This window comes from Ectothiorhodospiraceae bacterium 2226, assembly GCA_013348725.1.
Classification (GTDB): domain Bacteria; phylum Pseudomonadota; class Gammaproteobacteria.
Genome location: CP054689.1, coordinates 2,700,966 through 2,725,276 on the forward strand (window position 1 = coordinate 2,700,966; position 24,311 = coordinate 2,725,276).

The 24,311-nt window shown below is 68.9% G+C and carries 24 protein-coding genes; 14 read left to right on the forward strand and 10 right to left on the reverse strand.

Annotated features, from left to right (window positions below):
- Positions 1-41: 41 nt before the first annotated feature.
- Positions 42-1,925 carry a molecular chaperone HtpG gene (gene htpG, locus HUS23_13060; GenBank protein QKT04672.1) on the forward strand — a complete coding sequence of 628 codons (1,884 nt, stop codon included), beginning with the start codon at positions 42-44 and terminating at the stop codon, positions 1,923-1,925.
- A gap of 6 nt (positions 1,926-1,931) precedes the next feature.
- Here htpG and HUS23_13065 read toward each other — a convergent pair whose 3' ends face one another.
- Together HUS23_13065 and HUS23_13070 are read right to left on the reverse strand one after the other, a co-directional pair.
- Complete coding sequence (locus HUS23_13065) at positions 1,932-3,014, reverse strand: acetate kinase (GenBank protein QKT04673.1); 1,083 nt, start codon at positions 3,012-3,014, stop codon at positions 1,932-1,934.
- A complete protein-coding gene (locus HUS23_13070) occupies positions 3,014-5,428 on the reverse strand; it encodes a xylulose 5-phosphate 3-epimerase (GenBank protein QKT04674.1) in 2,415 nt (804 codons plus the stop codon). The genes HUS23_13065 and HUS23_13070 overlap by 1 nt, the downstream gene beginning before the upstream one ends.
- Positions 5,429-5,630: 202 nt before the next feature.
- Between HUS23_13070 and HUS23_13075 the strand changes: the two genes are divergently transcribed.
- Both HUS23_13075 and HUS23_13080 read left to right on the forward strand, forming a co-directional pair.
- Positions 5,631-6,980 carry a sulfite oxidase gene (locus HUS23_13075; GenBank protein QKT04675.1) on the forward strand — a complete coding sequence of 450 codons (1,350 nt, stop codon included), beginning with the start codon at positions 5,631-5,633 and terminating at the stop codon, positions 6,978-6,980.
- Positions 6,981-7,133: 153 nt separating this feature from the next.
- Complete coding sequence (locus tag HUS23_13080) at positions 7,134-7,583, forward strand: hypothetical protein (GenBank protein ID QKT04676.1); 450 nt, start codon at positions 7,134-7,136, stop codon at positions 7,581-7,583.
- 85 nt (positions 7,584-7,668) lie between these two features.
- Here HUS23_13080 and HUS23_13085 read toward each other — a convergent pair whose 3' ends face one another.
- On the reverse strand, positions 7,669-8,112 hold the full coding sequence (locus HUS23_13085) for a hypothetical protein (GenBank protein ID QKT04677.1): 444 nt from the start codon (positions 8,110-8,112) through the stop codon (positions 7,669-7,671).
- A gap of 39 nt (positions 8,113-8,151) precedes the next feature.
- Here HUS23_13085 and HUS23_13090 point away from each other — a divergent pair, with 39 nt between their 5' ends.
- The gene (locus HUS23_13090) at positions 8,152-8,778 is read left to right on the forward strand and encodes a DedA family protein (GenBank protein QKT04678.1); all 627 of its coding nucleotides are present in this window, start codon (positions 8,152-8,154) and stop codon (positions 8,776-8,778) included.
- Between the two features lie 29 nt (positions 8,779-8,807).
- On the opposite strand, the gene HUS23_13095 is transcribed toward HUS23_13090, so the two are convergent.
- Positions 8,808-9,014 (reverse strand): hypothetical protein, encoded by a 207-nt coding sequence (locus HUS23_13095; GenBank protein QKT04679.1) that lies wholly within the window; start codon positions 9,012-9,014, stop codon positions 8,808-8,810.
- Between the two features lie 189 nt (positions 9,015-9,203).
- Between HUS23_13095 and HUS23_13100 the strand changes: the two genes are divergently transcribed.
- From HUS23_13100 to trxA, 6 genes are all read left to right on the forward strand, one after another.
- On the forward strand, positions 9,204-10,022 hold the full coding sequence (locus HUS23_13100) for a zinc-dependent peptidase (GenBank protein QKT04680.1): 819 nt from the start codon (positions 9,204-9,206) through the stop codon (positions 10,020-10,022).
- On the forward strand, positions 9,976-10,992 hold the full coding sequence (locus tag HUS23_13105) for a hypothetical protein (protein QKT04681.1): 1,017 nt from the start codon (positions 9,976-9,978) through the stop codon (positions 10,990-10,992). The genes HUS23_13100 and HUS23_13105 overlap by 47 nt, the downstream gene beginning before the upstream one ends.
- A complete protein-coding gene (locus HUS23_13110; protein ID QKT04682.1) occupies positions 10,989-11,948 on the forward strand; it encodes a hypothetical protein in 960 nt (319 codons plus the stop codon). The genes HUS23_13105 and HUS23_13110 overlap by 4 nt, the downstream gene beginning before the upstream one ends.
- Before the next feature lie 30 nt (positions 11,949-11,978).
- Entirely contained in the window at positions 11,979-12,401 is a 423-nt protein-coding gene (locus tag HUS23_13115) for an RNA-binding protein (GenBank protein ID QKT04683.1), read from the forward strand.
- 3 nt (positions 12,402-12,404) lie between these two features.
- Entirely contained in the window at positions 12,405-12,845 is a 441-nt protein-coding gene (locus HUS23_13120; protein ID QKT04684.1) for an NUDIX hydrolase, read from the forward strand.
- Positions 12,846-12,916: 71 nt separating this feature from the next.
- On the forward strand, positions 12,917-13,285 hold the full coding sequence (gene trxA / locus HUS23_13125; GenBank protein ID QKT04685.1) for a thioredoxin: 369 nt from the start codon (positions 12,917-12,919) through the stop codon (positions 13,283-13,285).
- Positions 13,286-13,346: 61 nt separating this feature from the next.
- On the opposite strand, the gene lon is transcribed toward trxA, so the two are convergent.
- The 4 genes from lon to mobA all read right to left on the reverse strand — a co-directional run bounded on the left by lon (position 13,347) and on the right by mobA (position 18,235).
- Positions 13,347-15,746, reverse strand: a complete 2,400-nt coding sequence (lon, locus tag HUS23_13130; protein QKT04686.1) for an endopeptidase La — start codon at positions 15,744-15,746, stop codon at positions 13,347-13,349.
- 75 nt (positions 15,747-15,821) lie between these two features.
- Entirely contained in the window at positions 15,822-17,066 is a 1,245-nt protein-coding gene (locus HUS23_13135; protein QKT04687.1) for a molybdopterin molybdotransferase MoeA, read from the reverse strand.
- Entirely contained in the window at positions 17,050-17,628 is a 579-nt protein-coding gene (gene mobB, locus HUS23_13140) for a molybdopterin-guanine dinucleotide biosynthesis protein B (protein ID QKT04688.1), read from the reverse strand. The genes HUS23_13135 and mobB overlap by 17 nt, the downstream gene beginning before the upstream one ends.
- Positions 17,618-18,235 (reverse strand): molybdenum cofactor guanylyltransferase, encoded by a 618-nt coding sequence (mobA, locus tag HUS23_13145; GenBank protein QKT04689.1) that lies wholly within the window; start codon positions 18,233-18,235, stop codon positions 17,618-17,620. Before mobA ends, mobB begins: the two co-directional genes overlap by 11 nt.
- Before the next feature lie 93 nt (positions 18,236-18,328).
- On the opposite strand from mobA, the gene nudF reads away from it, so the two are divergent.
- On the forward strand, positions 18,329-18,934 hold the full coding sequence (gene nudF, locus HUS23_13150; protein ID QKT04690.1) for an ADP-ribose diphosphatase: 606 nt from the start codon (positions 18,329-18,331) through the stop codon (positions 18,932-18,934).
- Positions 18,935-18,937: 3 nt separating this feature from the next.
- On the opposite strand, the gene HUS23_13155 is transcribed toward nudF, so the two are convergent.
- Together HUS23_13155 and queG are read right to left on the reverse strand one after the other, a co-directional pair.
- Positions 18,938-19,816 carry a ketohexokinase gene (locus tag HUS23_13155; GenBank protein QKT04691.1) on the reverse strand — a complete coding sequence of 293 codons (879 nt, stop codon included), beginning with the start codon at positions 19,814-19,816 and terminating at the stop codon, positions 18,938-18,940.
- Entirely contained in the window at positions 19,813-20,892 is a 1,080-nt protein-coding gene (gene queG, locus HUS23_13160; GenBank protein QKT04692.1) for a tRNA epoxyqueuosine(34) reductase QueG, read from the reverse strand. The genes HUS23_13155 and queG overlap by 4 nt, the downstream gene beginning before the upstream one ends.
- Positions 20,893-20,912: 20 nt before the next feature.
- Here queG and HUS23_13165 point away from each other — a divergent pair, with 20 nt between their 5' ends.
- The 3 genes from HUS23_13165 (at position 20,913) to HUS23_13175 (ending at position 24,301) form a co-directional block, all read left to right on the forward strand.
- Positions 20,913-22,430, forward strand: coding sequence for an NAD(P)H-hydrate dehydratase (locus HUS23_13165; protein ID QKT04693.1), 1,518 nt, complete (start codon positions 20,913-20,915; stop codon positions 22,428-22,430).
- Entirely contained in the window at positions 22,414-22,866 is a 453-nt protein-coding gene (gene tsaE, locus HUS23_13170; protein ID QKT04694.1) for a tRNA (adenosine(37)-N6)-threonylcarbamoyltransferase complex ATPase subunit type 1 TsaE, read from the forward strand. Before HUS23_13165 ends, tsaE begins: the two co-directional genes overlap by 17 nt.
- 124 nt (positions 22,867-22,990) lie before the next feature.
- A complete protein-coding gene (locus HUS23_13175; GenBank protein ID QKT05088.1) occupies positions 22,991-24,301 on the forward strand; it encodes an N-acetylmuramoyl-L-alanine amidase in 1,311 nt (436 codons plus the stop codon).
- The last annotated feature ends 10 nt before the right edge of the window (positions 24,302-24,311 follow it).

Sequence of the window (24,311 nt, forward strand, 5' to 3'; positions counted from 1 at the left end):
ATATCGCCCCATGACAAACCAGACAACCCGAGGGACCCACAATGAGCGTCGATGCGCACAAGGAGACGCTGAGCTTCCAGACGGAGGTGACGCAGCTTCTGAACCTGATGATCCATTCGCTGTACTCGAACAAGGAGATCTTCCTGCGCGAACTCATCTCCAACGCCTCCGACGCGTGCGACAAGCTGCGCTTCGAGGCCCTGGGTGACGATGCGTTGTACGAGGGCGACAGCGAACTCAAGGTGTGGGTGGAGGTGGATGAAAAGGCCCGCACCGTCACCGTGCGCGACAACGGCATCGGCATGAGCCGCCAGGAGGTGGTGGAGAACATCGGCACCATCGCCAGCTCCGGCACCCGCAAGTTCCTCGAGTCGCTCTCCGGCGACCAGGCCAAGGACGCCAACCTCATCGGCCAGTTCGGGGTGGGCTTCTACTCGGCGTTCATCGTGGCCGACAAGGTCACGGTGCTCACCCGCCGCGCCGGCCTCGGCCCGGAGCACGGCGTGCGCTGGACCTCCGACGGCGAGGGCAGCTACACCTTGGAGACCGTCGAGCGGGCGCCCCGCGGCACCGAGGTGATCCTGCACCTGCGCAAGGGCGAGAGCGAGTTCCTGGAGCCGTACCGGCTGCGCAGCATCATCGGCAAGTACTCGGAGCACATCCCCTTGCCCATCGTGATGAAGAAGGAGGAGGGCGACGAGGAGGAGACCGTCAACAAGGCCTCCGCGCTGTGGCGCCGTCCCAAGAGCGAGATCAGCGAGGAGGAGTACCACGCCTTCTACAAGCACCTCGCGCACGACTTCCAGGACCCGCTCGCGCACGTGCATACCCGCGCCGAGGGCAAGCAGAGCTACACCACGCTGTTCTACATCCCGCAGCAGGCGCCGTTCGATCTGTGGGACCGCGAGCGCCGCCACGGCATCAAGCTGTATGTGCGCCGCGTGTTCATCATGGACGACGCCGAGCAGCTGATGCCCACCTACCTGCGCTTCGTGCGCGGCCTGGTGGATTCGGACGACCTCCCGCTCAACGTCTCGCGCGAGATCCTGCAGCACAACAAGCTGCTCGACACCATACGCGGGGCCTCGGTGAAGAAGGTACTGGGACTGCTCGAGACCCTGGCACGCAAGGAGCCGGAGAAGTATGCCGCGTTCTGGGCCGAATTCGGCCGCGTCCTGAAGGAGGGCCCGGCGGAGGACCCGGCCAATCGCGAGAAGATCGCCGGCCTGCTGCGCTTTGCCTCCACCCACGCCGACACGCCCGAGCAGACGGTCTCGCTGGACGACTACATCGGGCGCATGCAGGAGGGGCAGGACAAGATCTACTACATCACCGCCGAGACCTTCGCCGCCGCCAAGCACAGCCCGCACCTGGAGGTGTTCCGCAAGAAGGGCATCGAGGTGCTGCTGATGAGCGATCGGGTGGACGAGTGGATGCTGTCCTACCTCAGCGAGTACCAGGGCAAGCCGCTGGTGTCCGTGGCCAAGGGCGACCTCGACCTCGGCGCTTTGGAGGAGGGCGAGGAGAAGGCCAAGGCCGAGGCGGCCGCCGACGAGATCAAGGACGTGCTCGAGCGCCTGAAGAGCGCCCTCGGCGACAAGGTGCGCGAGGTGCGCGCCACCCATCGCTTGACCGACTCGCCCGCCTGTCTGGTGGTGGAGCAGCACGACATGGCCATGAGCCTGCAGAAGATTCTCAAGCAGGCCGGCCACGACGTGCCCAGCGTGCAGCCGGTGCTGGAGGTCAACCCCGAGCACGCGCTGGTGCAAAACCTGAAGGGCGCCGGCGAGCGATTCGACGATTGGGCGCAGCTCTTGTTCGAGCAGGCGCTGCTGGCCGAGGGCGGCCAGCTCGAGGACCCCGCGAGCTTCGTGCGGCGCATGAACGCGCTGCTGCTGGAGGGCGGACCTAGCCGATCCGCCTGAGGAAGGTCATCGAGCTTCCCGCGGCCCACCGGCCGCGGCCAGATAGGCCGCCATCATCGCCTCTTCGTCGGCGGGCACCACCAGCACCGGGTGGCTGTCCGCCGCGTCGAGGCGTTCGGCGTGAGCCCCATTGCGCGCGTCGTCCAGTGCGAAGCCGAGAAACCCCAGGCGCGCGACGACCTGCGCCCGCACCGGCGCCGCGTGCTCGCCGATTCCGCCGGTGAACACCAGCCCGTCCAGCCCGCCGGCGTGCGCGGCCAGGCCGGCCAGCCCCGCGGCCACGCCGCGGCAAAAGTACTCCACCGCGAACCGTGCCTCCGGCGCCGTGCTCTCGAGCAGGGTCTGCATGTCGCCCGACAGGCCGCCCGACAGCGCCTGCAGGCCGGAGCCGCGGTAGAGCGTCTCGCGCGCCGCCTCCAGTCCTGCCTCTTCCACCAGCGCCAGCACCACGCCGGGATCGAGGTCGCCGCTGCGCGTGCTCATCGGTATCCCGCCGAGCGGGGTGTACGCCATGGTGGTGTGGCTGGAGCGCAGGCCCTCGAGCAGGCACAGGCTGGCGCCGCTGCCCAGATGCGCCACCGCGATGCGTCCCTCCGCGGTGGCGCCCAACAGCGCGGGCAGGCGGCGCGCGATGTGGGCGTAGTTGATGCCGTGAAAGCCGTAGCGCGGGTAAGCGCCCGGCACCGGGAGGCGGCGCGCGTGCGCAGGCAGGTTGTGGTGAAAGGCGGTGTCGTAGCAGGCCCACTGCGGCACGTCGGGGCCCAACAACTCTTCGCACAGCGCCACCCCGAGCAGGTTGCTGGGCTGGTGCAGCGGTGCCAGGCGGCATAGGTCCTGCAGGCGGCCGCGCTCCGCCTCATCCAGGCGCCGCACGGGCGCGGCGCAGTCGCCGCCGTGGGTGATGCGGTGCACCACCGCCGCCGGGCGCGGGTCCGGCAGCGCCTCCAGCAGGGCGTGCAGCGCAGCGCGATGGTCGGGCGGACCGTCCCGGCCGATGCGTGCGTAGCGGTAGTCGCGCCGGTTGGCGCCGTCGAACAGCGCCGCCTTCAGGCTGGACGACCCGGCGTTGACGGCGAGCAGGGGGCGCATCAAATGATGATCCCGTGCGGGCTGCGCCGTCCCTCCAGGGCATCGAGCTCGTCAGCCTCAAGCACCTCCTTCAAGTCGGCGCCGAGCGAGCGCGCCGCCGCGCGCACCACATGCGCCCAGGACAGGCGATTCACGAACAGCATGCCGGCGGTGTTCAGCGTGCCGCCGTGGTTGGTGAAGCCCAGATGCACCGTGCGCCGGCCGGTGTCGAGCGGGCGCAGCACCCCGGCCATGACCTCGGGGCGGGTGTGGGAGGCGAACACGCGGTGTGGCACCGCGGCGGGGAACAGCCGCTCGCGCAGCTCGTCGGGGGCCTGGCACTCGGCCTCGCGGCGCCCGCGCGGATCGCGAAAGCGGCCCGGCTCCACCAGGTAGTTGACCGCGCACGCCACGCCGCGCTCGCTCAGGCGCCGCGCCGCGCTCAGCACTTCATAGAACTGGAAGGCGCCGATCGCCGTGAGCAGCACCTGTGGCGCCGCGTCGCTGCACCAGTCCAGCCGCAAGCCGCCCTCGGCCAAGGCCTGCTCGGCGTGGGCGCGGTCGAAGTACTCGGGCACTGCGCTCTTAGGGACCACCAGCGTGAACACGCGCCCGTGGGTCGCGTAGCAGGCCGCGAGCGAGGCCGCCGCGGTGTTGTAGTCGGCCGGAAACAGCACGCGCGAGACGTCCGAGGGTTCGCCGAGCATGGCCTCGCACATCGCGGGGTCCTGGTGGGAGCGCTCGTTCTTGCCGTTTTCAAAGGTATTGGAGGTCAACACCAGCGGCACCGACAACCAGCCCGGCTGCTGGCCGCGGGCGAACATATGGTCGGCCCAAATGACCTCCTGGCGCAGCGCACCGAGCATCTTGGGGCCGAAGGCCTCGTAGGTGACGGCGATGTTGATGCCGCCCTTGTTGCCGAGGCAGGCGCAGATCACCGCTTCTTCGTTGAGCGCGGTGATCACCTTGCCATGCAGTTCCTCGGCCAGGCCGTGCTCGCTCTCGGTGACGCGGTGGTTGAGCGCATCGAGCGTTGCGTTCATGCGATTGGAGCGCATCTCGTCGGGGTTGCCGACGCGGGGGCGCAGGCGCGGGTTGGCACGCACGTAGGCCAGGAAGCCCTGATCGATGGCATCCATGGGACTTTGGCGGTCGGGGTAGTCGGGATGGCGCCAGGGCAGCGCGACCTCCCGGTAGGGGAGCTCCGGCACGTAATCCACGCGCACGTCGCGGTTGGCAATGGGGTGGTCGCGCTCCGGCGGGCGGCGCGTGGTCTCGTGGTTGCGCAGCCGCGCGGCGGCGTCCTCGATCTGCGCGGCCGGCACGTACAGGCGCCGCGCGCTGTCATTGAAGTTGCGCGCCGCGCGCTCGTCCTCGGCAGGGTTGGTTTCCAGGGGCAGGCCGTGCGCCGCATTGGTGCCGGCGCCGTAGAAACCCGCGCCCTTGAGTGCAACGGCGACGCCGTAGGGCATGCGCACGGGGTAGTGCGCCTCGCCCGCGCGCACCGCCTCGGCACGCTCGGCCAGGCGCTGCTCGCCGTCGAGGATCATGCAGGCGAAGGCGGCCGGGTCGGTGCCGTCGAACACCACCGGCTCGAAGCTATAGAGCTCCAGGTGGCGCTGAAAGGCGGCCAGCCCCTCGCCCTGGGAGAGCGTCGCGCGCTGGTCGATGCGCCGGCCGTTGTTGATCATGATCGGGATCACGCTGCCGCTGTCCTCGGCGCGCCACCAACGCGGGGCCCAGTCCGAGCCGCGCTGCTCCTCCCAGGCCCCGTCGGAGAGGAAGGCGATCAGCTGTTCGCCCGGCAGCGGCATGTGCACGTACTGCAACTCCGCGAAGCCGAGATAGCCGCCCTCGATAATGCCGCCGGCGGTGTTGACGTTGACGTGGCTCCCGAGCGGCGAGTCCTGATTGCCGCACGCGTCCAGACGGTAGGCATAGAAGTCGTTCACGTAGCGCGTCAGGCGCTCCTCGTCGAGCTTGCCGCCTTCCCCGCGGTAGCGCTCCGCGTGCGCGTCCAGCATGTTGTCCAGCAGCAGGTTCACCGAATCGATGGCCGATACCGTATGACCTTGGCCCATGATCCAGCCCCGCGTCTGGCCGGAGAGGGCATTGGCCAGCATATAGCCGACGTAGGCCGGCACCATGTTGAGCGAGCCGCCCGTGTGGCCCTGCGGATCGGGCTTGAAGTCCTGCGGCTCGAGCGGGCGCCCGTCCAGGTAAACCCGGCGGGCATAGGTCTCGTGCACCACCAGCCACATCGCGGCATTGGTCAGCATATCTGCGGCGATGAGCAGGTCCATCGGGTCGGCGCCGCCCGGACCGGGCGCGAGGCGCTCCAGAGTGCGTTTGACCCAGGCCTGGGTCTCGTCGCTGTGGCGTACGGCGCCGCGCCCGGCGGCCCAACTCTGAAAGCGTTGCTCTTGATCCTGCATGATGCGTCTCCCGTGAGTCCTCGGGTCGAGTCATTCCATGTGGCCTAGTCTAGCGGCCGGGACGTGCAGCGGTCGGCGTCGGCAAGTAGCCGCTGCTGCATGGGCTTAGGGTCGGTTGACACTGTGATGCCTAACAACTAAAGGAAGTTGGATACGCTCCTCAGGGATGTAGGCGGCGTTTACCGGAGGCAGGAGGATGGCCATGGATAGGAAATCTGGACGGCTCTCGTGGGACGGGCTCCGCGGACGTGTGCAAGATGCGGGCGCGCCCCCCGAGGCCGTGGATAGGCTGGTCGAACTGGAGGGACGGCGCAAGTTTTTCGGCCAGGTGGGGCGCGGTGGCGCGACGCTGGCCATGCTCGGCTTCTTCGGCGCAGGGACCGAGGCGGCCATGCGCGGCCTGTTCGGGCGCGGGCTGATTCCTGTCGCCTGGGCGCAGGAGGTCACCGACGATCAGGCACGCCAGGCACTCCAGGAAACGGGCAAGGAGGGGATCACGGTCCACAACGAGCGGCCGCTGAACGCCGAGTTCGGGGCGCACGAGCTGGCCGACGAGATCACGCCGATCAACCGACACTTCATCCGCAACAACGGGCTGATCCCCCAGCGGGCATTTCAACAGGACCTTCAGGGCTGGGCATTGGAGATCGACGGCGAGGTGAATCAGCCGCTCAAGCTCACCATGGAGCAGATCCGCAATATGCCGGCGCGCACCATCCAAGCCTCGCTCGAGTGCGGCGGCAATGGCCGCTCCTTGTTCGATCCACCGGTGCGCGGCAACCAGTGGCGCCAGGGGGCGATCGGTTGTTCGGAATGGACCGGGGTCTCGCTCGGCGACGTGCTGCGCGAGGCGGGGTTGCGCGACTCGGCGGTCTACACGGGACATTACGGCGAGGATCCACCGCTGGCGGGTGACGAGGTGCCGATCTCGCGGGGCGTGCCCATCGACAAGGCGATGGAGGAACATACCCTGCTTGCGTACCAGATGAACGGGGAAGATCTGCCGGCGGTGCACGGCTTCCCACTACGGATCGTGGTGCCGGGTTGGGTCGGCAGTTGCTCGCAGAAGTGGCTGACGCGCATCTGGGTGCGCGATCAGGAGCACGATGGGCCCAAGATGCTGGGTTACTCGTATCGTATGCCCGCGTATCCGGTTGCCCCGGGCGAAGACGTGCCCGAGGAGGACATGGAGGTCGCCAAGGACTGGCCGATCAAGTCGATGATCACCGGACCCGCCGAGGGATCGGAGCATGCCGCCGGCGCGGTGACCGTCACCGGGCACGCCTGGGCGGGCGAGCACGAGGTGGAGCGGGTGGAGGTATCCATCGACTTCGGCAACACCTGGACCGAGGCGGAGCTTCGGGATCCGGCCAACAAGTACGCATGGCAGCAGTTCGAGGCCGAGGTCGAGCTGCCGGGCCGGGGCTATTACGAGATCTGGGCGCGCGCCTTCGACGACGAGGGGAACGGCCAGCCCTTCCGGCAGCCGTGGAACCCGCGCGGCTACATGGGCAACGTGGTGCATCGCGTGCCGGTACGGGTCACGGCATAAAAGAGCAGCGGGGACGTGCGCTCGGCCGCTGGCCGAGCGCATGGCGCCTCGCACCCTCCCGCTTTACTCTACAATCCAGCACATACGTGTCACATGTAACAAACGCCTGCGAGCGCCCCTCCAGTGCTCGCCGCGACCAGCCAAGGAGTTGTCATGCGTAGCAAGCCCGTCTTTCGCCTTGGCGGCATCCTCTTCGCCGCCCTGCTACTGGCCGGTTGTCAGGATCAACAGACGCCGGGCGAGGATCCCATGGACGCGCCGATGATGGAGCCTGGTGCGCAGGGACAGAATGGCGCCGACGGTGGCCAGGTGGCCGCGGCGGCGCCGCCTGGCGCCCCAGGCGGCGAGGGGGCGGGTGAGGAGCAAGTCGCCCAGGCCGAGGAGGGAGCGGCCGATGAGGCCAACCCGCAGCGCCTGTTCGAGCAGCACTGCAGTGTCTGCCATACGTTGGACCTCCCGCGCTCCCAGCGGCTGAATCTGCAGACCTGGCGTGATGTGGTGGACGACATGGTGGATTTCGGCATGACCTGGGTCAGTGAGGAGGAGCAGGAACTCATCATCGAGTACTTAGCAGAGAATTACGGACCGGGTTCACCGCGCTGAGTAATCGGCCGATGGCGCGAGGCCGCTCGATGATCCCTTATGCGCGGCGGCGTTCCAGGATCCGCTTGATCTCCTCCGCCGGCTCCTAGATATCCTCCAGAAACAGCGGCCGCCCATAGAGGCGTACCGACAACCCGTCGGCCCGCGCCTGCAGGCGGCCACCCTCGTTCATGTGCAGCGCAAGGCGCACTGTCCCGCGCGGCACGGGCAGTGGCAGCAGATCCTGCGCTACACCCGCCAGCTCCAGCTCCGCCGCGCGTATGGCATCGGCGGTCCCCGCCTGCGTGTGATCCTCCAACTCGGCCTTGTGCAGGATGAGGTCCGCCTCCTGGCTCCACGCACTCCCATGATCGCAGCCGGGACGGCCGGCGCTCTTGTGGATGTACGCCGCCGAGAGCGCGATATGCAGATCGCGCCCCTCCCAGCGGGCGCCGCTGTAGCGGGAGTAGAGTAAGTCGATGGCGCTGTTCACTGTGGAGTTGGGTTCGTCCGAGGGGCCGAGTCTGGCATCATGGGCCCCTTCATGCATTGCGAGGGCGCCTTGCAGCTAACTTAGCAGAGGTCTGCCGTGGTGGGGGTCGAGGAGGCCGCGCGCGAGGAAGAGTTGCGCGCCGTGACGGCGTGGCTGGTCGAGCACGCCGATTGGGTCGGCGTGATCATGTTCGGCGTGTTGTTCGTCGAAGCCCTGCCGCCGGTGGGTTTCTTCGTGCCGCTCAGCGTGATCATGCTGGGGGTCGGTGCGCTGGTCGGCACTCAAGCGCTGCCGTGGATGCCGGTGCTGCTCGGCGCGGTCATGGGGGCCATCGCCGGCACCAGCGTGACGTATGGGGTGGCACGACACTATCGGACCCGCCTGCTCGGGCTGCCGGTATTGCGCACCCGGGCCCGCTGGGTGGCGCGCGCCTCGAGATTCTTCGCGCGCTATGGGGGGCTCGCGTTGTTCGGCGGGCGGTTCACCAAACCCCTGCGGCTGAGCCTGCCGCTGGTGGCGGGCGTGTCCGGTATGCGCCCCTTGCCGTTCCTGCTCTACAACGTGCTGTCCGCCTTGTCGTGGGTCAGCGTGTACTTGATGCTGGGCGGCGTGGTCGGACGGGTGGCCGCCTATCTGGGGCTCGAACTCGCCGGGGCGTTGCTGGTGGCGGTACTGCTGGTGTGGATCGGGGTGCGTACCTGGCAGCGGCGCTATGCGAGTTAGGCGCGCGCCGGAGTGGAGGACCGTCCGTCTTACAGCCGCTTCTTGTGCGCCGGCCACGCCCCGAATACAAGATAGAAGAAAGGAATGAGATTGATGCCGGGCACCATCATCCAGATGCCCCACCAAGCGGGAAAGCCCGCCTTCGCGAAAATCCGCGCCCAGCAGTAGCCGAAAAAGACGGCGGCGCCCGCCACGGCAACCAGCGTCAGGACGTCCTGCGCGGTGTCATCCAGCATGATCTTCCCACCTCATCGTAGCGGCCCGTGCTTGTTGTACTTGTGGGCGCGGCGGCCATGTTAGCGTCCCGGGCGCGGAATACAAGTGCGTGTGGCTTGGTGAGAATTTGCAGCCAACCAGGGCTGTGCAGCACAGCGCCGCCGTACTAACATTGCCCGGAAGTAGGGTTGCTCGAAGCGTACGCAAGCATGTGGTGGACCTGGAAGGCCTGGTGGCGCCGACGCGTCCTGAAGCGCGGATTGGTGCCGGTCGCCTCGTGGCGTGCGGCTGTCGCGGAGCTGCCATTGCTGGCGCGCTACACGCCGAGCGAGCAGCACCGCCTACGAGAACTCGCGACGCTGTTCTTGCACGAGAAGGTGATCGTCGGTGCGGGCGATTTGCAGCTGGAGGAGGCGATGCAGGTACGCATCGCGGCCCTGGCCTGTCTGCCGGTGCTGAACCTGGACCTCGACTACCTGCGCGGCTGGGTGGAGATCATCGTCTATCCCGGGCAGTTCACGCCCGAGCACGAGTACACGGATGAAGCGGGCGTCGTGCACGTGACGCATCATCCCCTCGCCGGCGAGGCGTGGCTACAGGGTCCGCTGGTATTGTCCTGGGAGGACATCCTCGCCAGCGGCCGTGGCGACGGTTTCAACGTGGTCATCCACGAGCTGGCGCACAAGCTCGACATGCTCGATGGTGAGGCCAACGGCTTCCCGCCGCTGCATGAGGGCATGGCGGGGGAGGCCTGGACGCAGGCCTTCGCGGAGGCCTTCGCCGACATGCGGCGCCGTGACGAAGGCGGCGAGGACACCGTGCTGGATCCGTACGCGGCGGAGGATCCGGCGGAGTTCTTCGCCGTGATGAGCGAGGCGTTCTTCGAGACGCCGCACCTCTTGGCGCAGACGTATCCCGCCGTCTACGAGCAGTTACGCGTCTTTTATCGACAAGATCCGGACGCAGGGGGAACGATCAGCCATGAAGATGAGTACCGACACGCTGTCCGCCACGGCGCCCGCGGTTGAGGGGCGCCCGCCCACCGCGGATCTTACCCCGCCGTATCTCTACCGCATGCCCTTTCGCCGGCAGTATAGCCGCCACGTCTTGTTCCAGATGTTCGTGCTGGGCGCCCTCGCGGCGGGGCTCCTGCTCTGGAACTTCGACTTCCTGCGCAACGTCTACCTCGAGAATCAGCTCACCAACGTCGGCTGGTTGATCAACGGCGGCATTGTGGCGCTGTTCCTGCTGGGCCTGGCGCGCATCGTCGCGCTGCTGCGCTTCTACCAGCGCGAGGAACAGGCGCTGGAACAGTTCGTGGAGGATGCCGAGTCCGGCATGCAGGATCCGGCCGATCGGGCGCCGGCCTCGCTGATCACCTCGCGTTTCGATGCCATGCGTGCCCTGCACGAAGCGTCCGTGCCCACCGACCAGGGGGCGCTGGCTGCGACCCTCACGGCCAGCGAGAGCACCCGGGCGAGCGTGCCGAAGTTCATCGCCAATATCCTCATCCTCACCGGCGTGTTCGGGACCATCGTGGCGCTGTCCATGGCACTGATCGGCGCCTCCAACCTGATCGGCGCGGACGCCGCCGATGTGACCGGCATGGGCATGGTGGTGCATGGCATGTCCACCGCCTTGTCCACGACCATGACCGCGATCCTCTGTTATCTGTTCCTCGGCTACTTCTATCTGCGCCTCACCGACGTGCAGACCAACCTGGTCGCGGGTATCGAGCACGTCACCACCCACTACCTCGTGCCACGCTTCCACGTCACCGAAAAGGGCGTGACGCACCAGTTGGCCGGCTTGATCCGCTCGCTGCAGAGCGTGGTCGGACAGATCGCCCAGGAGCGCGCCTCGCTGCTCTCGGCGGAGGAGCGCCTGTTTGGTGCCGTGACCGAAGAGCGTTCCCGTCAGGAGCGGCTCGCCCAGGGCCTGGAGGAGATACAGGACCTGCTGCGCGAGGGCTTCCGCTTGCCGGACCAACGCCCATGAGCGGTTTCGGCTCCATGGACCTGCGCCTCAACCGCCCCGGCGGCCAGAACGACGAGAGCTTCTGGCCCTCGTTCACCGACATCATGACCGTGGTGGTGCTGATCTTCGTGCTCGCCATGGTGGTGCTGCTTCTGAAGAACATGGACCTGGTCGACCGCCTGCGCGCTACCGTGGAGGCCGAACGGGCCGCGGCCGAGTTGGCGCGGGCCACGGCCGCGGAGAAGGATTCGCTGGCCGGTCTCCTGGACGAACAGGCAGAGGAGGCCGCGCATTTGCGGCTGCAGTTGATGCGCACGCAGGCGCAGCTGCAAACCGCGCGCGAGGAGACGCGCGCGCGTGAGGACGAGCTCGCGACGCGTGTCGCCGAGCTCGCGACGGCGCGCGGCGAGGCGGAGCAGTTGCGCCACCAGGTGCGCGGCCTGGAGCGGGGCCTGACCGCCACCGCGCAGGCCTTCGAAACGACCGCGCAGGAATTGGCGCAGCTACGCAGCGCGCACGGCGCCCTGGAGGGCCGCTTTCAAAGCGCGCGCGAGCAGCTGGCCGCGCTGAGCAGCGCCGGGGAGCGTCAGGCCGCCGAGTTGCGGGCGAGCCGCGCCGAGGCGGAGCAGGCGGCGCGCCGGTTGGCCGCCATGCAGGGCGAGTATGACGAGCTGCGGGTGCGCTATGACCGGCTGGTGCGACCCGCCCGCACCGCGCGCGGCAAAGAGGTGGTGCAGGTGCGCTACGAGAAGCGCAACGGCGAGCCCCGCATACAGTTGCGCGAGCCTACCGCGGGGGCATTCCGACGGGTGGATGACGGCGAGCTGCACGCCACGCTGGCAGCGCTCAGCGAGCGCTATCCGGAGACCTTGTACGTGCGCGTGATTTTTCCCGAGGACAGTGGTCTATCTTATAACGAGGCGTGGCAGTTCACGAACGAGTTACTCACACGCTACGACTACTACCACCGCCAATAGGCCGATGCGGCGCAAGAAAAAGGGAAGGCGATGACGGAGACGGAGCGGTACGGGGAAGATGAAAAGAAGAACGGCTCGGACCGTGTTCGTCTGGACAAGTGGTTATGGGCCGCACGATTCTATAAGACCCGCGCGGTCGCCGCCGAGGCGGTGCACGGCGGGCATGTGCAGGTGAACGGGACGCGCGCCAAGCCCTCGCGCACACTGCAGTTGGGCGACCAGGTCAGCCTGCGCAAGGGCCCGTACGAGTATGTGGTGCACGTATGCGGCCTGTCGGGCCGGCGTGGTCCGGCGAGCCTCGTCGGGCAGCTGTATGAAGAGACGCCCGAGAGTCGTCAAGCGCGTGAGCAGGTCTCGCGCGAGCGGCGCGAGAGCGGCACGGGTGGCCCGGTTCAGCGGCCCGACAAGCGCGGTCGCCGCCAGATCGTACGCTTCATGCGCCGTCAGGGCTGAACGTTGCCCCGCCCGCAGACGCCGGCCCTGGCGGCCGATACGATCATCGAATTGCCGGACGAGCCCGGTCGGCCCATCGTGCTCATCGAGCGCCGCTTCCCGCCGGTCGGTTACGCGTTGCCGGGCGGATTCGTCGACGTGGGCGAGCCGGTGGAGGTCGCCGCGGTGCGCGAGGCACGCGAGGAGACAGGCCTGGAGGTGACGCTCACGGGGCTGCTTGGATGCTACTCGGCCCCCGAGCGCGACGAACGAGGACATACCGTGACGCTGGTGTACGTCGCCAAGGCCCACGGGCGCCCGCGTGCGGGCGACGATGCGGGCAAGGTGCTGCTGAGGGATCCCGCGAACCCACCCGAGCCGCTGGTGTTCGACCATGCGCTGGTGCTGCGCGATTACCTGCGCTTTCGCAGCCAGGGTGAACCCGCCCCCCTGCGTCACGTCTAAGACGCCGAGAACCGCACTGTCATGTTCCGGCGCCGCGGCGCTGAGATCCCCCCACGTAAAGGAGCATTCCCATGGCTGTCGTTGAGCTGACGCAGGACAACTTCGAGGAAGTGGTGACCGGCAACGACATCGTGCTCGTCGACTTCTGGGCGCCGTGGTGCGGTCCGTGCCGCGCCTTCGCGCCCATCTACGAGCAGGTGGCGGAACAGCACCCCGACTTGGTCTTCGCGAAGGTGAACACCGAAGAGGAGCAGGCGCTGGCCGCGCATTTCCAGGTCCGTTCCATCCCCACGCTGATGATCTTCCGCGAGCAGGTGATCATCTTTTCGGAGCCGGGCATGCTACCCGCCAACGGCCTGGAGCAGGTCATCGAACAGGTGCGCGAGCTCGATATGGCGAAGGTCCATGCGGAAGTGCGCGACCAGGCCGCCAGCGACTGACCGCCGTGCCGGGACTCCGAAGGAAGCCCTGATCAATGCAGAGCTTCCCGGAGGGATTTAGTCAGGCCTTCCCGAAAACGATGTCCACCACCTCGCGGTAGCTCTCCACGAAGTGGACCGTCAGCCCTTCCCGTATGTGGTCGGGCAACTCGTCGAAGTCGCGCTGGTTGGCCAGGGGGAGGATCAACTCATGGACGCGTGTGCGGCGCGCGGCGATCACCTTTTCGCGAATCCCGCCCACCGGCAGCACATGGCCGGTGAGGGTGAGCTCGCCCGTCATCGCCAGCGGTCGTTTGAGCTTTTGCTTCCGCGCCAGCGACAGTAGCGCGGTGGCCATGGTGATGCCGGCGCTCGGGCCATCCTTGGGCGTCGCGCCTTCGGGCACGTGCAGATGCACGAAGGCGGCGTCGAAGAAGCTCGGGTCGCCGTCGAAGGCCTGAAGATTGGCGGCGATGTAGCTGTAAGCGATCTCGGCCGACTCGCGCATCACGTCGCCGAGCTTGCCGGTGAGCTTGAAGCCGCGGTTCTTGCTGTGTACCAGTGTCGCTTCGATGCTGAGCGTGGCCCCGCCCAGCGGCGTCCACGCGAGACCGGTGACCACGCCGACGCCGGTCAGCGGGCGCTCGCGTTGGAACACCGGCTTGCCAAGTAGCTCCTCGACCTCCTTCACGCCCACGCGCTTGGGCGCCTGGCCGCCTTGCTGCATCCGCACCACGGCCTTGCGCACGATGCGTCCGAGTTGCTTCTCGAGGTTGCGCACCCCGGCCTCGCGCGCGTAGCCCTCGATCACGTGGCGCAGCGCGGCGTCGCTCAGCTTGATCTTGCCGCGCGTCAGTCCCGCCCGTTCCAGTTGACGCGGCCACAGGTGACGCTTGGCGATCTGCATCTTCTCCTCTGTGATGTAGCCGGCGAGGCGGATGGTCTCCATGCGGTCGAGCAGGGGGCCGGGAATGGTGTCGAGCTGGTTGGCCGTGCACATGAACAGCACCTTGGACAGGTCGAAGCGCTCGTCCAGGTAATGGTCCAGGAAGTCGCGGTTCTGCTCCGGGTCGAGCACCTCGAGCAGCGCCGAGGCCGGGTCACCGTGGTAGGACGCGCCGATCTTGTCGATCTCGTCCAGCATGATGACCGGATTGGCGGTGCCCGCGTCCTTGATGGCCTGGATGAACTTGCCCGGCATGGCGCCGATGTAGGTGCGTCGGTGCCCCTTGATCTCGGCCTCGTCGCGCATGCCGCCGAGCGAGAAGCGATAGAAACGCCGCCCCAGGGCGCGCGCCACGGACCGCCCGATGGAGGTCTTGCCGACGCCGGGCGGGCCGACCAGCAGCAGGATGGAGCCAGCCACCTCGCCCTTCTGGGCGCCCACCGCGATGAACTCGATGATGCGCTGTTTGACGTCGTCCAGATCGTCGTGGTCCTCGTCCAGCACAGTGCGGGCGTGCTCGAGGTCGAGGATGTCCTCCGAGTGCTTGCCCCAGGGCAGGCTGGTGATCCAGTCGAGGTAATTGCGCGTCACGCCGTACTCGGGCGAGCCCGACTCCAGCGTGCCGAGCTTCTGCAGTTCGTCGGCGATGCGCTGCTCGGCGCGCTCGGGCAGGGCCAGCGCCTGCACGCGCTCGCGGAAGCGCTCCACGTCCGCCGTGCGGTCGTCCTTGGCGATTCCCAGTTCCTTCTGGATCGCCTTGAGCTGCTCGCGCAGGAAGAAGGTGCGCTGCTGGTCGGAGACCTTCTGTTCCACCTGCTGGCGGATCTGCGCCTGCACCTTGGCGACCTCCAGCTCCTTCTTGATCAGCACCAGCACGCGTTCCATGCGCTTGCGCAGGTCATGCGTCTCGAGCACCTCCTGCAGGTCTTCCTTGTCCGCGGTCGTGAGGCTGGCCGCGAAGTCGGTCAGCGGGGAGGGGTCGTTCGGCCCGAAGCGGTTGAGGAAGAAGCGTAGTTCCTCGTTGTAGAGGGGGTTGAGCGGCAGCAACTCCTTGAGGGTGTTGATGATGGCGATGGCGTAGGCCTTGAGTACGTCGCCGTCCTCGTGGCCGGTCTCGCGCGGGTAGTCCACCCGCACCAGAAAGGGCGGCTCGCTGCTCAGCCACTCGCGGATGCGAAAACGCTGCTGACCCTCGGCGATGAATTGGATCTGGCCGTTGGAGCGCGCCGGGTGGTGCATGCGCACCAGCGTGCCCACGTTGCGGAAATGGCCCCGCTCGACCTCCTGGTCGTCGGCGGCGTCGGCGAGGCACAGGCCGACCGCTCGGTGGGGACTGTCCCCGATACGCTTGACGGTCTCGAACCAGCGCGCCTCGCTCATCAACAGCGGCAGGGTTTGCGGAGGAAAGAACGGGCGCTCGTTGACCGGGAGCAGGTGCAGCGTGGTGGGCAGGATCTCGCGTGCCAGCGTCAGGCCCGCGCGGGGCGCGGAATCGTCCGATTCGAGCGTGTCGACCTCCATTTCTTCTTTTGCCATAGCCCCGGGTTCGTCAGCACAGGAACCCTGAGGATTGAGGCGAGGGGAGTAAAAATCAAGGCGCCGCGGGCGACCTCAGATCAGCGCGGCGAAGGGTTGTACCTCGACCTCGGTGCCTGCGGCGACATTACCCCATTCCCTCGGCAACACGATGAAACAGTCCGCGAGCGTCATCGAATGCAGCACGTGCGAGCCCTGGGGGCCGGTACTGCGGACCGTGAGGCGACCGTCGCCGTCGCGCCCCAGGATGCCGCGCTGGAAGTCCACGCGCCCCGGCGTCTTGCGCAGCGGTTCGACGCACACGGCGCGCAGCGTCAGCGGGAGGGCGTCTGCCGCGCCCGCCAGGCGCTTGAGCGCCGGCTGCACGAACTGATAGAAGGTCGCCATGGCCGATACGGGATTGCCCGGCAGGCCGAAAAAGGCCGTGTCCTCGCTCAGCAGGCCGAACGCCAGCGGGCGCCCGGGCTTCATGGCGATCTTCCAGAAATCCACCTTGCCGAGGCGCGCGAGCGTGTCCTTCACGTAGTCGGCGTCGCCCACCGATACCCCGCCCGTGGTGATCACCACGTCGGCCACCTCGCGCGCGGCCGCGAAGGCCGCCTCGACCGCCTGCGGCGTGTCGCGCACCACGCCCATGTCCAGCAGGTCGACGCCGACGCGCTGGAGCATGCCGTGCAGCGTGTAACGGTTGCTGTCGTAGATCTGCCCGTCCGCCAGCGTCTGGCCGATCTGGCGTAGTTCATCGCCGGTGGAGAAGAACGCGACCCGTGGGCGACGGCGCACCGCCACCTCGCCGATACCGAGCGAGGCGATCAGGCCGAGGTCGGCCGGGCGCAGCGTGTGACCGCGCCCGAGTACTTCGGCCCCGCGCGCCACATCGCCGCCCGCGGCGCGCACGTTCTCGCCGGCCGGGACACTGTGCGCCATCGTCACGAACTCGCCCTCGCGCTGCACGTGCTCCTGCATCACCACGGCGTCGGCCCCGTCCGGCAGCTTGGCGCCGGTCATGATGCGCACGCACTGCCCGGACTGCACCGTCCCGGCATAGGGGTGTCCGGCCGCGGCGGTCCCCGCCAGCGTGAGGCGCACCGGCGGATGGCCGAGGTCCTCGGCGCGCACGGCATAGCCGTCCATCGCCGAGTTGGCGTAGGCCGGCACGTCCACCGGCGAGTGAACCGCGTGCGCCAATACACGCCCCAGCGCGCTGCGCAGCGCGAGCCATTCCTCGCCGTGCAGCCGCGGCAGGGCCTCCAGGATGCGCGCGCGGGCCTGCTCGACGGTCAGGGCGTTGGGGTCGAACTCATCACAGCCGGCGGGCATCGGAGGTCTCCTTGTGGGGGGGCGTCGCGGCGGCCCGGTTGAGATAATCGACCACGAACGCGGCCACGGTGTCGGGGCGGTTCAGATCCAGCACCGGCAGGGCGCAGGGGATCGGCAGCGGTGCGTCGGCGGCCACCGCCACCACGTCCGGATCCTTGGGAAACAGCAGCGGGTGACCCAGCGCCGGGCGACAGAGTTCCACCTTCGGATAGGCCTCGTGCTTGAAGCCTTCCACCAGGACGATGTCGCAGGGCGGCGCGCCGCCGCCGGGGACGGTGAAGTGGGCGAGCAGGTCCTGCAGCCGCGGCTCTTCCTCTTGCTCGCGCTCGATCATGAGTGCCATGCGGCGGCGCGAGGCGAGCAGCACCTGGCCGGCGCCGGCCTGACGCAGACGGTAGCTGTCCTTGCCGGGGCGGTCGACGTCGAAGGCATGATGGGCATGTTTGATCAGCGCCACGCGCAGCCCGCGCGCGCGCAGCAGCGGGATGACGCGTTCGAGCAGGGTGGTTTTGCCGGTGCCGCTATAGGCGACGAAACCCAGAATGATCGGTTCAGCCGGCATGGGCGAGTTGCTCCTCCAGCGCCGCCAGATCCTCGGCGGTGTTCACGTTGACGAACCCGTTGCGCGCACGGTCGGCGAAATCCGCCGCACACCAGCGCACGCTCGCCAACCAGCGCTGCACGCGCTGTTCGCCGGCCGCCAGCGCGGCCTCGATGCCGGGCGCGAGACGGCGGTACATCAGCAGGCAAAGCGGCTGCAGCCGTTCGCCGTCATGCACCGCGCAGGCCTCGGCGCCGGTCTCGCCCATGCGGGTCCACAGGCGCTCGGCGAGATCGCGCGGCAGGCGCGGCATGTCGCACGGCACCACCAGCAACAATTCCCCGTGCGCCGCCTGTGCCGCGGCCGCGATACCGGCCAACGGCCCCGGGAACCCGGCGTGATCGTCGCCCACCACCGGGCAGCCCAGCGCCGCGTAGGCTTCGCGGTGGCGGTTGGCGCTGATCAGCACCTCCTGCACCTGCGGTGCCAGGGCATCGCGCACGTGCGCCGCGAGCGGGCGCCCGGCGAGCGGTAGCAGGCCCTTGTCCTGGCCACCCATGCGGCGGCTGCGCCCGCCGGCCAAAATGATGCCGCTGGTCGACGGTCGTTCGGGTGTCTCGGATGCCATGGCGGCCGATCAGCCTCTACAGTGACGTAGCGCCGGATTGTACCATCGGCGCGAGCGGGCACGGCACGACACCAGACGCAGAAGGGGCAGACGATGGCGGACGATGAGCGGCGGGTGGAGATACTGGACAAGACGGTGTGCTACGACGGCTTCTTTCGCCTCGAGCGTTACCGCTTGCGCCACAGCCTGTTCGGCGGCGGCTGGACGCGGCCGCTCACCCGCGAGTTGTTCGAGCGTGGCCATGCCGCGGCGGTGCTACCCTACGACCCCGCGCGCGACGAGGTGGTGCTGATCGAGCAGTTCCGGATCGGCGCCCTGGCCGAGGCGGGCGGACCCTGGCTGGTGGAGATCGTGGCGGGCATGATCGAACCGGACGAGGCGCCCGAGGCGGTGGCGCGGCGTGAGACGCGGGAGGAGGCGGGCTGCGAGATCCGCGAGTTGCTGCCGATTGTGCGTTATCTGGTCAGCCCGGGCGGTACCACCGAACACCTGCACCTGTATCTCGGCTTGGTGTCCACCGCCGGGGTGGGCGGCATCCACGGGGTGCCGGAGGAGGGGGAGGACATTCGCGTGCAGGCCGTGCCGTTCGACACCGCGGTGGAATGGATGCAGCAAGGCCGGGTCGACTCGGCGGCGCCCATCATCGCCCTGCAATGGTTGATGCTGAACCGGGAGCGCTTGCGCCGCGAGTACGGTTGAGCGTCACCGCGAACCGACGAGGCCCGCCAGGCCGAGCTGGCCACACTTGGCACCCGCGAGCCGCACCGCCGCGCGCAGCGCGCCTTCCGGCTCCGCGCGGCGCAGCAGGCCGTCGATGATACCGGCGTTCAGGACGTCACCCGCGCCCACCGTGTCGATCACCGCCGGCGGCGGCGCGGCCGGCACGTGGCGCGCCGCCCCCTCGCCCGTCGCGACGTAGGCGCCCTCGGCGCCCCAGCCCAGGAACAGCTGCGCGCGCGGTGCCTGCGTCCGCGCCCACTCCAGGAAGGCCTCCGGCGCGGTGTGTCCCTTGGCCAGGGCGTAGGCGCGCGAGAAGAACAACACGTCCGGGAGCGGCAGCAGTTCCTCGATCCCCGGGCGCGGCTTCTCGATCTCCAGCGACAGCGGCACGCCGGGGCGCACCGCGGCGCGCGCGCGGCGCAACATGGCGCCCAGCGTCGGCAGGTTACGTCCCTCGAAATGCACCCAGTCGTAGGCATCGAGTGCCAGCGCGGCAAAGTCCTCGGCGGTGTACTCCGGCAGGTCGCGAAAGTGCACGATGGTGCGCGAGCCGTTGCGGCGGTTGAGCGTGATGTAAGAGGTCGGCAGGTGGCCGCCGGCTATGGTGCGGCACGGGCCGGTGTCGATGGCTTGGCGCGCGAGATCGGCGCGCACCAGCGCCGCGGTCGGTTCGTCGCTGAGCACCGCCGCCAGCGCGCCCTGGTGGCCAAGCTGGCTCAGCACCGCCAGCGTGTTGGCCGCATTGCCGCCGCGCGCCACGCGCTGGCCCAGGGCGCGCACCTCGGCATCCTCGGCGGGGTAGCCGTCCACCGTGTTCACGATGTCCAGCGTGGCGATGCCGACCGCCAGCACCCGGCTCATGCGCTCCGCTCCTGGCGCGCCAACGCCCACGCGACGTGCTCGCGTACCAAGGCGGAGGGATGGTCGGCGCGGGCCCGCAGCGCGGCCTGCGCGGCGGGCGAGGGCGGCGCGTTGCCGAGCGCGACGGCGATGTTGCGCAGCCAGCGCGCGTGGCCGATCCGGCGGATGGGCGAGCCCTCGGTGCGCGCCAGAAAGGTTCCCTCGTCCCAGCCGATCAGCTCGACCAGCGACGCGTTGTCCAGCCCGTGACGCGGCAGGAAGTCGGCCTCTGCGGTGGGTGTGGCGAAGCGGTTCCACGGGCAGACCAGCTGGCAGTCGTCGCAGCCGTAGATGCGGTTGCCGATCAGCGGGCGCAGCGGCTCCGGGATGGCGCCGTGCAACTCGATCGTCAGGTAGGAGATGCACAGGCGCGCGTCGACCTGAAACGGCGCCACGATGGCCCCGGTGGGGCAGGCTTCGATGCAGGCGCTGCAGGTGCCGCAGTGGAAGGTGGCCGGCGCATCCGCGGGCAGCGGCAGGTCGGTGTACAGCTCGCCGAGGAAGAACCAGGAGCCGGTGCGCTCGGCCAGCAGGTTGCTGTGCTTGCCGATCCAGCCAAGCCCCGCGTTCTGGGCCAGCGCCTTCTCCAGCACCGGCGCACTGTCGGTGAAGGCGCGGTAGCCGAACGGTCCCACCGCCTCGGCGACGCGCTCGGCCAGTCGCTGCAGCCGCCGCCGCAGCACCTTGTGGTAGTCCCGCCCGAGCGCGTAGCGCGAGACGTAGCCGCGCTGCGGGTCGGCCAGTACCGCGTCGGGCGGGGCCGCATTCGGGGGCAGGTAGTCCATGCGCGCGCTGATCACACGCACCGTGCCCGGCACCAGTTCGGCGGGGCGCGAGCGGCGCGTGCCGTGGCGCGCCATGTAGTCCATCTCGCCGTGGAAGCCGGCCTTCAGCCAGTTGAGCAAATGCGCTTCGGCCTCGCCGAGTTCCACCTCGGCGATGCCCACCGCCTGAAAGCCCAATTCCGCCCCCCAGCGCTTGATCCGCCGGGCAAGCGCAGCCAGGTCTTGCACTTGGGTGTTCGTCGCGCGGGCCATAGCGCACTATGATACCGCCCATGGACGGCCTACCTCACAGAATCTATACCGCCGCGCAGGTGCGCGAACTCGACCGTGCCGCCGCGGGCAGCGGACTGGCGGGCGAGGAGTTGATGGAGCGCGCCGGCGCCTATGCCTGGGAAACCATGCACGCGCGCTGGCCGGCCGCGCGCAGCCTGAGCGTGTTGTGCGGCATCGGCAACAACGGCGGCGACGGCTACGTGGTGGCGCGCTTGGCTCACGAGGCGGGGCTGGTGGTCGAGGTGTACCAGCTCGGTGACCCCGACGCCGTGCAGGGCGAGGCGGCCGCCGCACGCGAGCGCCTGCTGGCCGTGGGCGTGGAGCCGCAAGCCTACGCCGGTCAGCCGCTGATCGGTCAGCTGGTGGTCGACGCGCTGTTCGGCACCGGGCTGCGCCGGCCCGTCGAGGGGCCGTGGCGCGCGGCGGTGGACGCCTGCAACGAGGCGCTGCGCCCGGTGGTGGCGCTGGACGTCCCCAGCGGGCTGCAGGCGGATACCGGCGCCGTGCTCGGGGCCTGTGTCCAGGCCGACCTCACGGTGAGTTTCGTCGGCCTCACGCTGGGCTTGTTTACCGGGCGCGGGCCCGCCGTGACCGGCGAGCTAGCCTTCTCCGACCTCGGTCTGCCGGCGGAGCTGCAGGCGCAGGCCAAGCCGGTAGCGGAGCGCCTCGATCTGGCGCGGGTGCGGCCCTGGCTGGCGCCGCGCCCGCGCGATGCACACAAGGGGCAGCACGGGCACGTGTTAGTGGTGGGCGGCGAACACGGCATGGCCGGCGCCGCTCAACTCGCCGCCACGGCGGCGCTGCGCGCCGGTGCAGGGCTGGTGAGCGTGGCGACGCGCGGGATACACGCGCCGTTGCTCAGTGCCGCGCGGCCCGAACTGATGGCGCTTGGCGTCGAATCGCCCGGCGAACTGGAACGGGTGCTGGCGCGCGCCACCGTGCTCGCGCTGGGTCCGGGCCTCGGCCGCGGCCGCTGGGGCACCGAGCTGCTGCAGTATCTGCTCGAGCGGGCGCACGTCCCGCTGGTGCTGGACGCCGATGCGTTGAACTTGATAGCCGAGCATGAGGCCCTGGCCGACCAGGTGGCGGCGGGCTCGCGTCCGCGGGTGTTGACGCCGCACCCGGGGGAGGCGGCGCGGCTGCTCGCCTGCACGGTGGAGGAGGTGCAGGCCGACCGTTACAGCGCGGTGCGGGCGCTGCAGGGGCGTTTCGGCGGGGTCTGGATCCTCAAGGGCGCCGGTAGCCTGGTGGCGGGGGCGGGGCGTGCGGTCGGGGTGGTGCATGGCGGCAATCCGGGAATGGCCGGGGGCGGTATGGGCGATGCCCTGACCGGCATCGTAGCGGCCCTGCTGGGCCAGGGGCTCAGCGCGTGGCAGGCCGCCGCCTATGGCGCCACGCTACACGCCGCGGCCGCCGACGCCGCGGCGGAGGAGGGCGAGCGGGGCCTGCTCGCCAGCGACCTGATGCCGCACATCCGGCGCCTCTGCAACGGGGAGGCCGATGGAGCGGACGATTGATCTGCCGGACGAGGCCGCGACCCTCGCCGTGGGCGCCCGCTTGGCGGAGGCGTTAGGTCCGGGGACGGTCGTTTTCCTGCATGGCCCGCTGGGGGCCGGTAAGACCACCCTGGTGCGGGGGCTGTTGCGTGCCCGCGGTCACGCCGGCGCGGTGAAAAGCCCCACCTATACGCTGGTCGAGCCTTACGACCTGCCCGTGGGGGCGGTCTATCACTTCGATCTCTATCGTCTGGCCGATCCCGAAGAGCTTGAATTTCTGGGCATCCGGGACTATCTGGATAGCCAGGCGCTGGTGCTCGTCGAGTGGCCCGAACGTGGCCTAGGGTGGCTGCCGGCACCTGATGTGGAAGTGTGGATCGAGCCGGAGGGCACGGGCCGCCGGCTGCGGGCGCAGGGCGCCGACGCAGGGATGCGCGCGATCAGCGGCGAAGCCTAACCGGCCGAATCTCATGGTCCGCTAGAGAAACTAGCGCTATCCCCATAACACTCAAGCAAAAATAGCTTGAAAATCTTCTCGGCCTCTGCACAATTGAGGAAGAAGCCCTATGGGGGGGAGCCCAATGGTGCGGCTAGCCAAGACAATCTGCGTCTTGTGGTTGTCGCTGATCCTGTTGACGCCAGCCTATGCCGACGTGCAAGTGCAGGCCCTGCGTATGTGGCCCGCGCCCGAGAGCACGCGGGTGGTCATGGACCTCAGCGGGCCAGCCGATTATCACGTTTTCACCCTCGACAACCCCCCGCGTGTCGTGGTGGACCTCAAGCGGGCGCGGCTCACCCGCCCTGTAAGTGGGATGAGCTACGAGCGCAGCCTGTTGCGCGACATCCGCACTGCGGTGCGTGACGGGGGGGGGCTGCGTGTGGTGCTCGACATGCGCGACAATGTCCGCCCCGAGTCCTTCGTCCTGCCGCCCAACCAGGGCTACGGCCACCGCCTCGTGATCGATCTGCACCCGCAGCGCACGCGCACGGTCGCGCGTCAGGTCCCGACACGGCCGCCCGCCCAGAACCGCGATATCATCGTCGCCATCGATGCCGGTCACGGCGGCGAGGACCCGGGCGCCATCGGTCCCTCGGGTACTTACGAGAAGGACGTGGTGCTCGCCATCGCGCGGGCCTTGCAGCAGCTGGTCGACCGCGAGCCGGGTATGCGGGCGCTCATGATCCGCGACGGGGACTACTACATCAGCCTGCGCGAGCGGGTGGAGCGCGCCCGTGCCGGGCGCGCCGATCTGTTCATCTCGGTGCATGCCGACGCCTTCCACGATCAGCGCGCGCGCGGCTCGTCGGTGTTCGTGCTGTCCGACCGCGGGGCCAGTAGCGAGGCGGCCAAATGGCTCGCCAAGCGCGAGAACGCAGCCGATTTGGTTGGCGGTGTGCGGCTGGACGACAAGGACGACCTGCTCGCCTCGGTGCTGCTGGATCTCTCCCAATCGGCCTCCCTGGAGGCCAGCACCGAGGTGGCCCAGCGCGTGCTGGAAGGTTTGAAGCGCGCCGGCACGGTACGCAAGCGGCAGGTGGAACATGCGGGCTTCGCGGTGCTGCGGTCCCCGGATATCCCATCGATCCTGGTGGAGACCGCCTTCATCTCCAATCCGGAAGAGGAGCGCAAGCTGCGTGATGCCCGTCAGCAGCGTGCCCTTGCGCAGGCGATGATGGACGGCATCCGGGCCTACTTCATGCGCAACCCGCCGCCCGATACCCTGTGGGCGCAGCGCGGGAGGCGCCATGTGATCGCCCAGGGCGAGACGCTATCGGTGATCGCGCAGCGGTACAGCGTCAGCCTGGACAACCTGCGCCAGGCGAACGGATTGAACGGCGACCTGGTGCAGGTCGGTGACGTGTTGCGCATCCCCTACGCCGGGGGCGGCTAGCGCCGGCCGG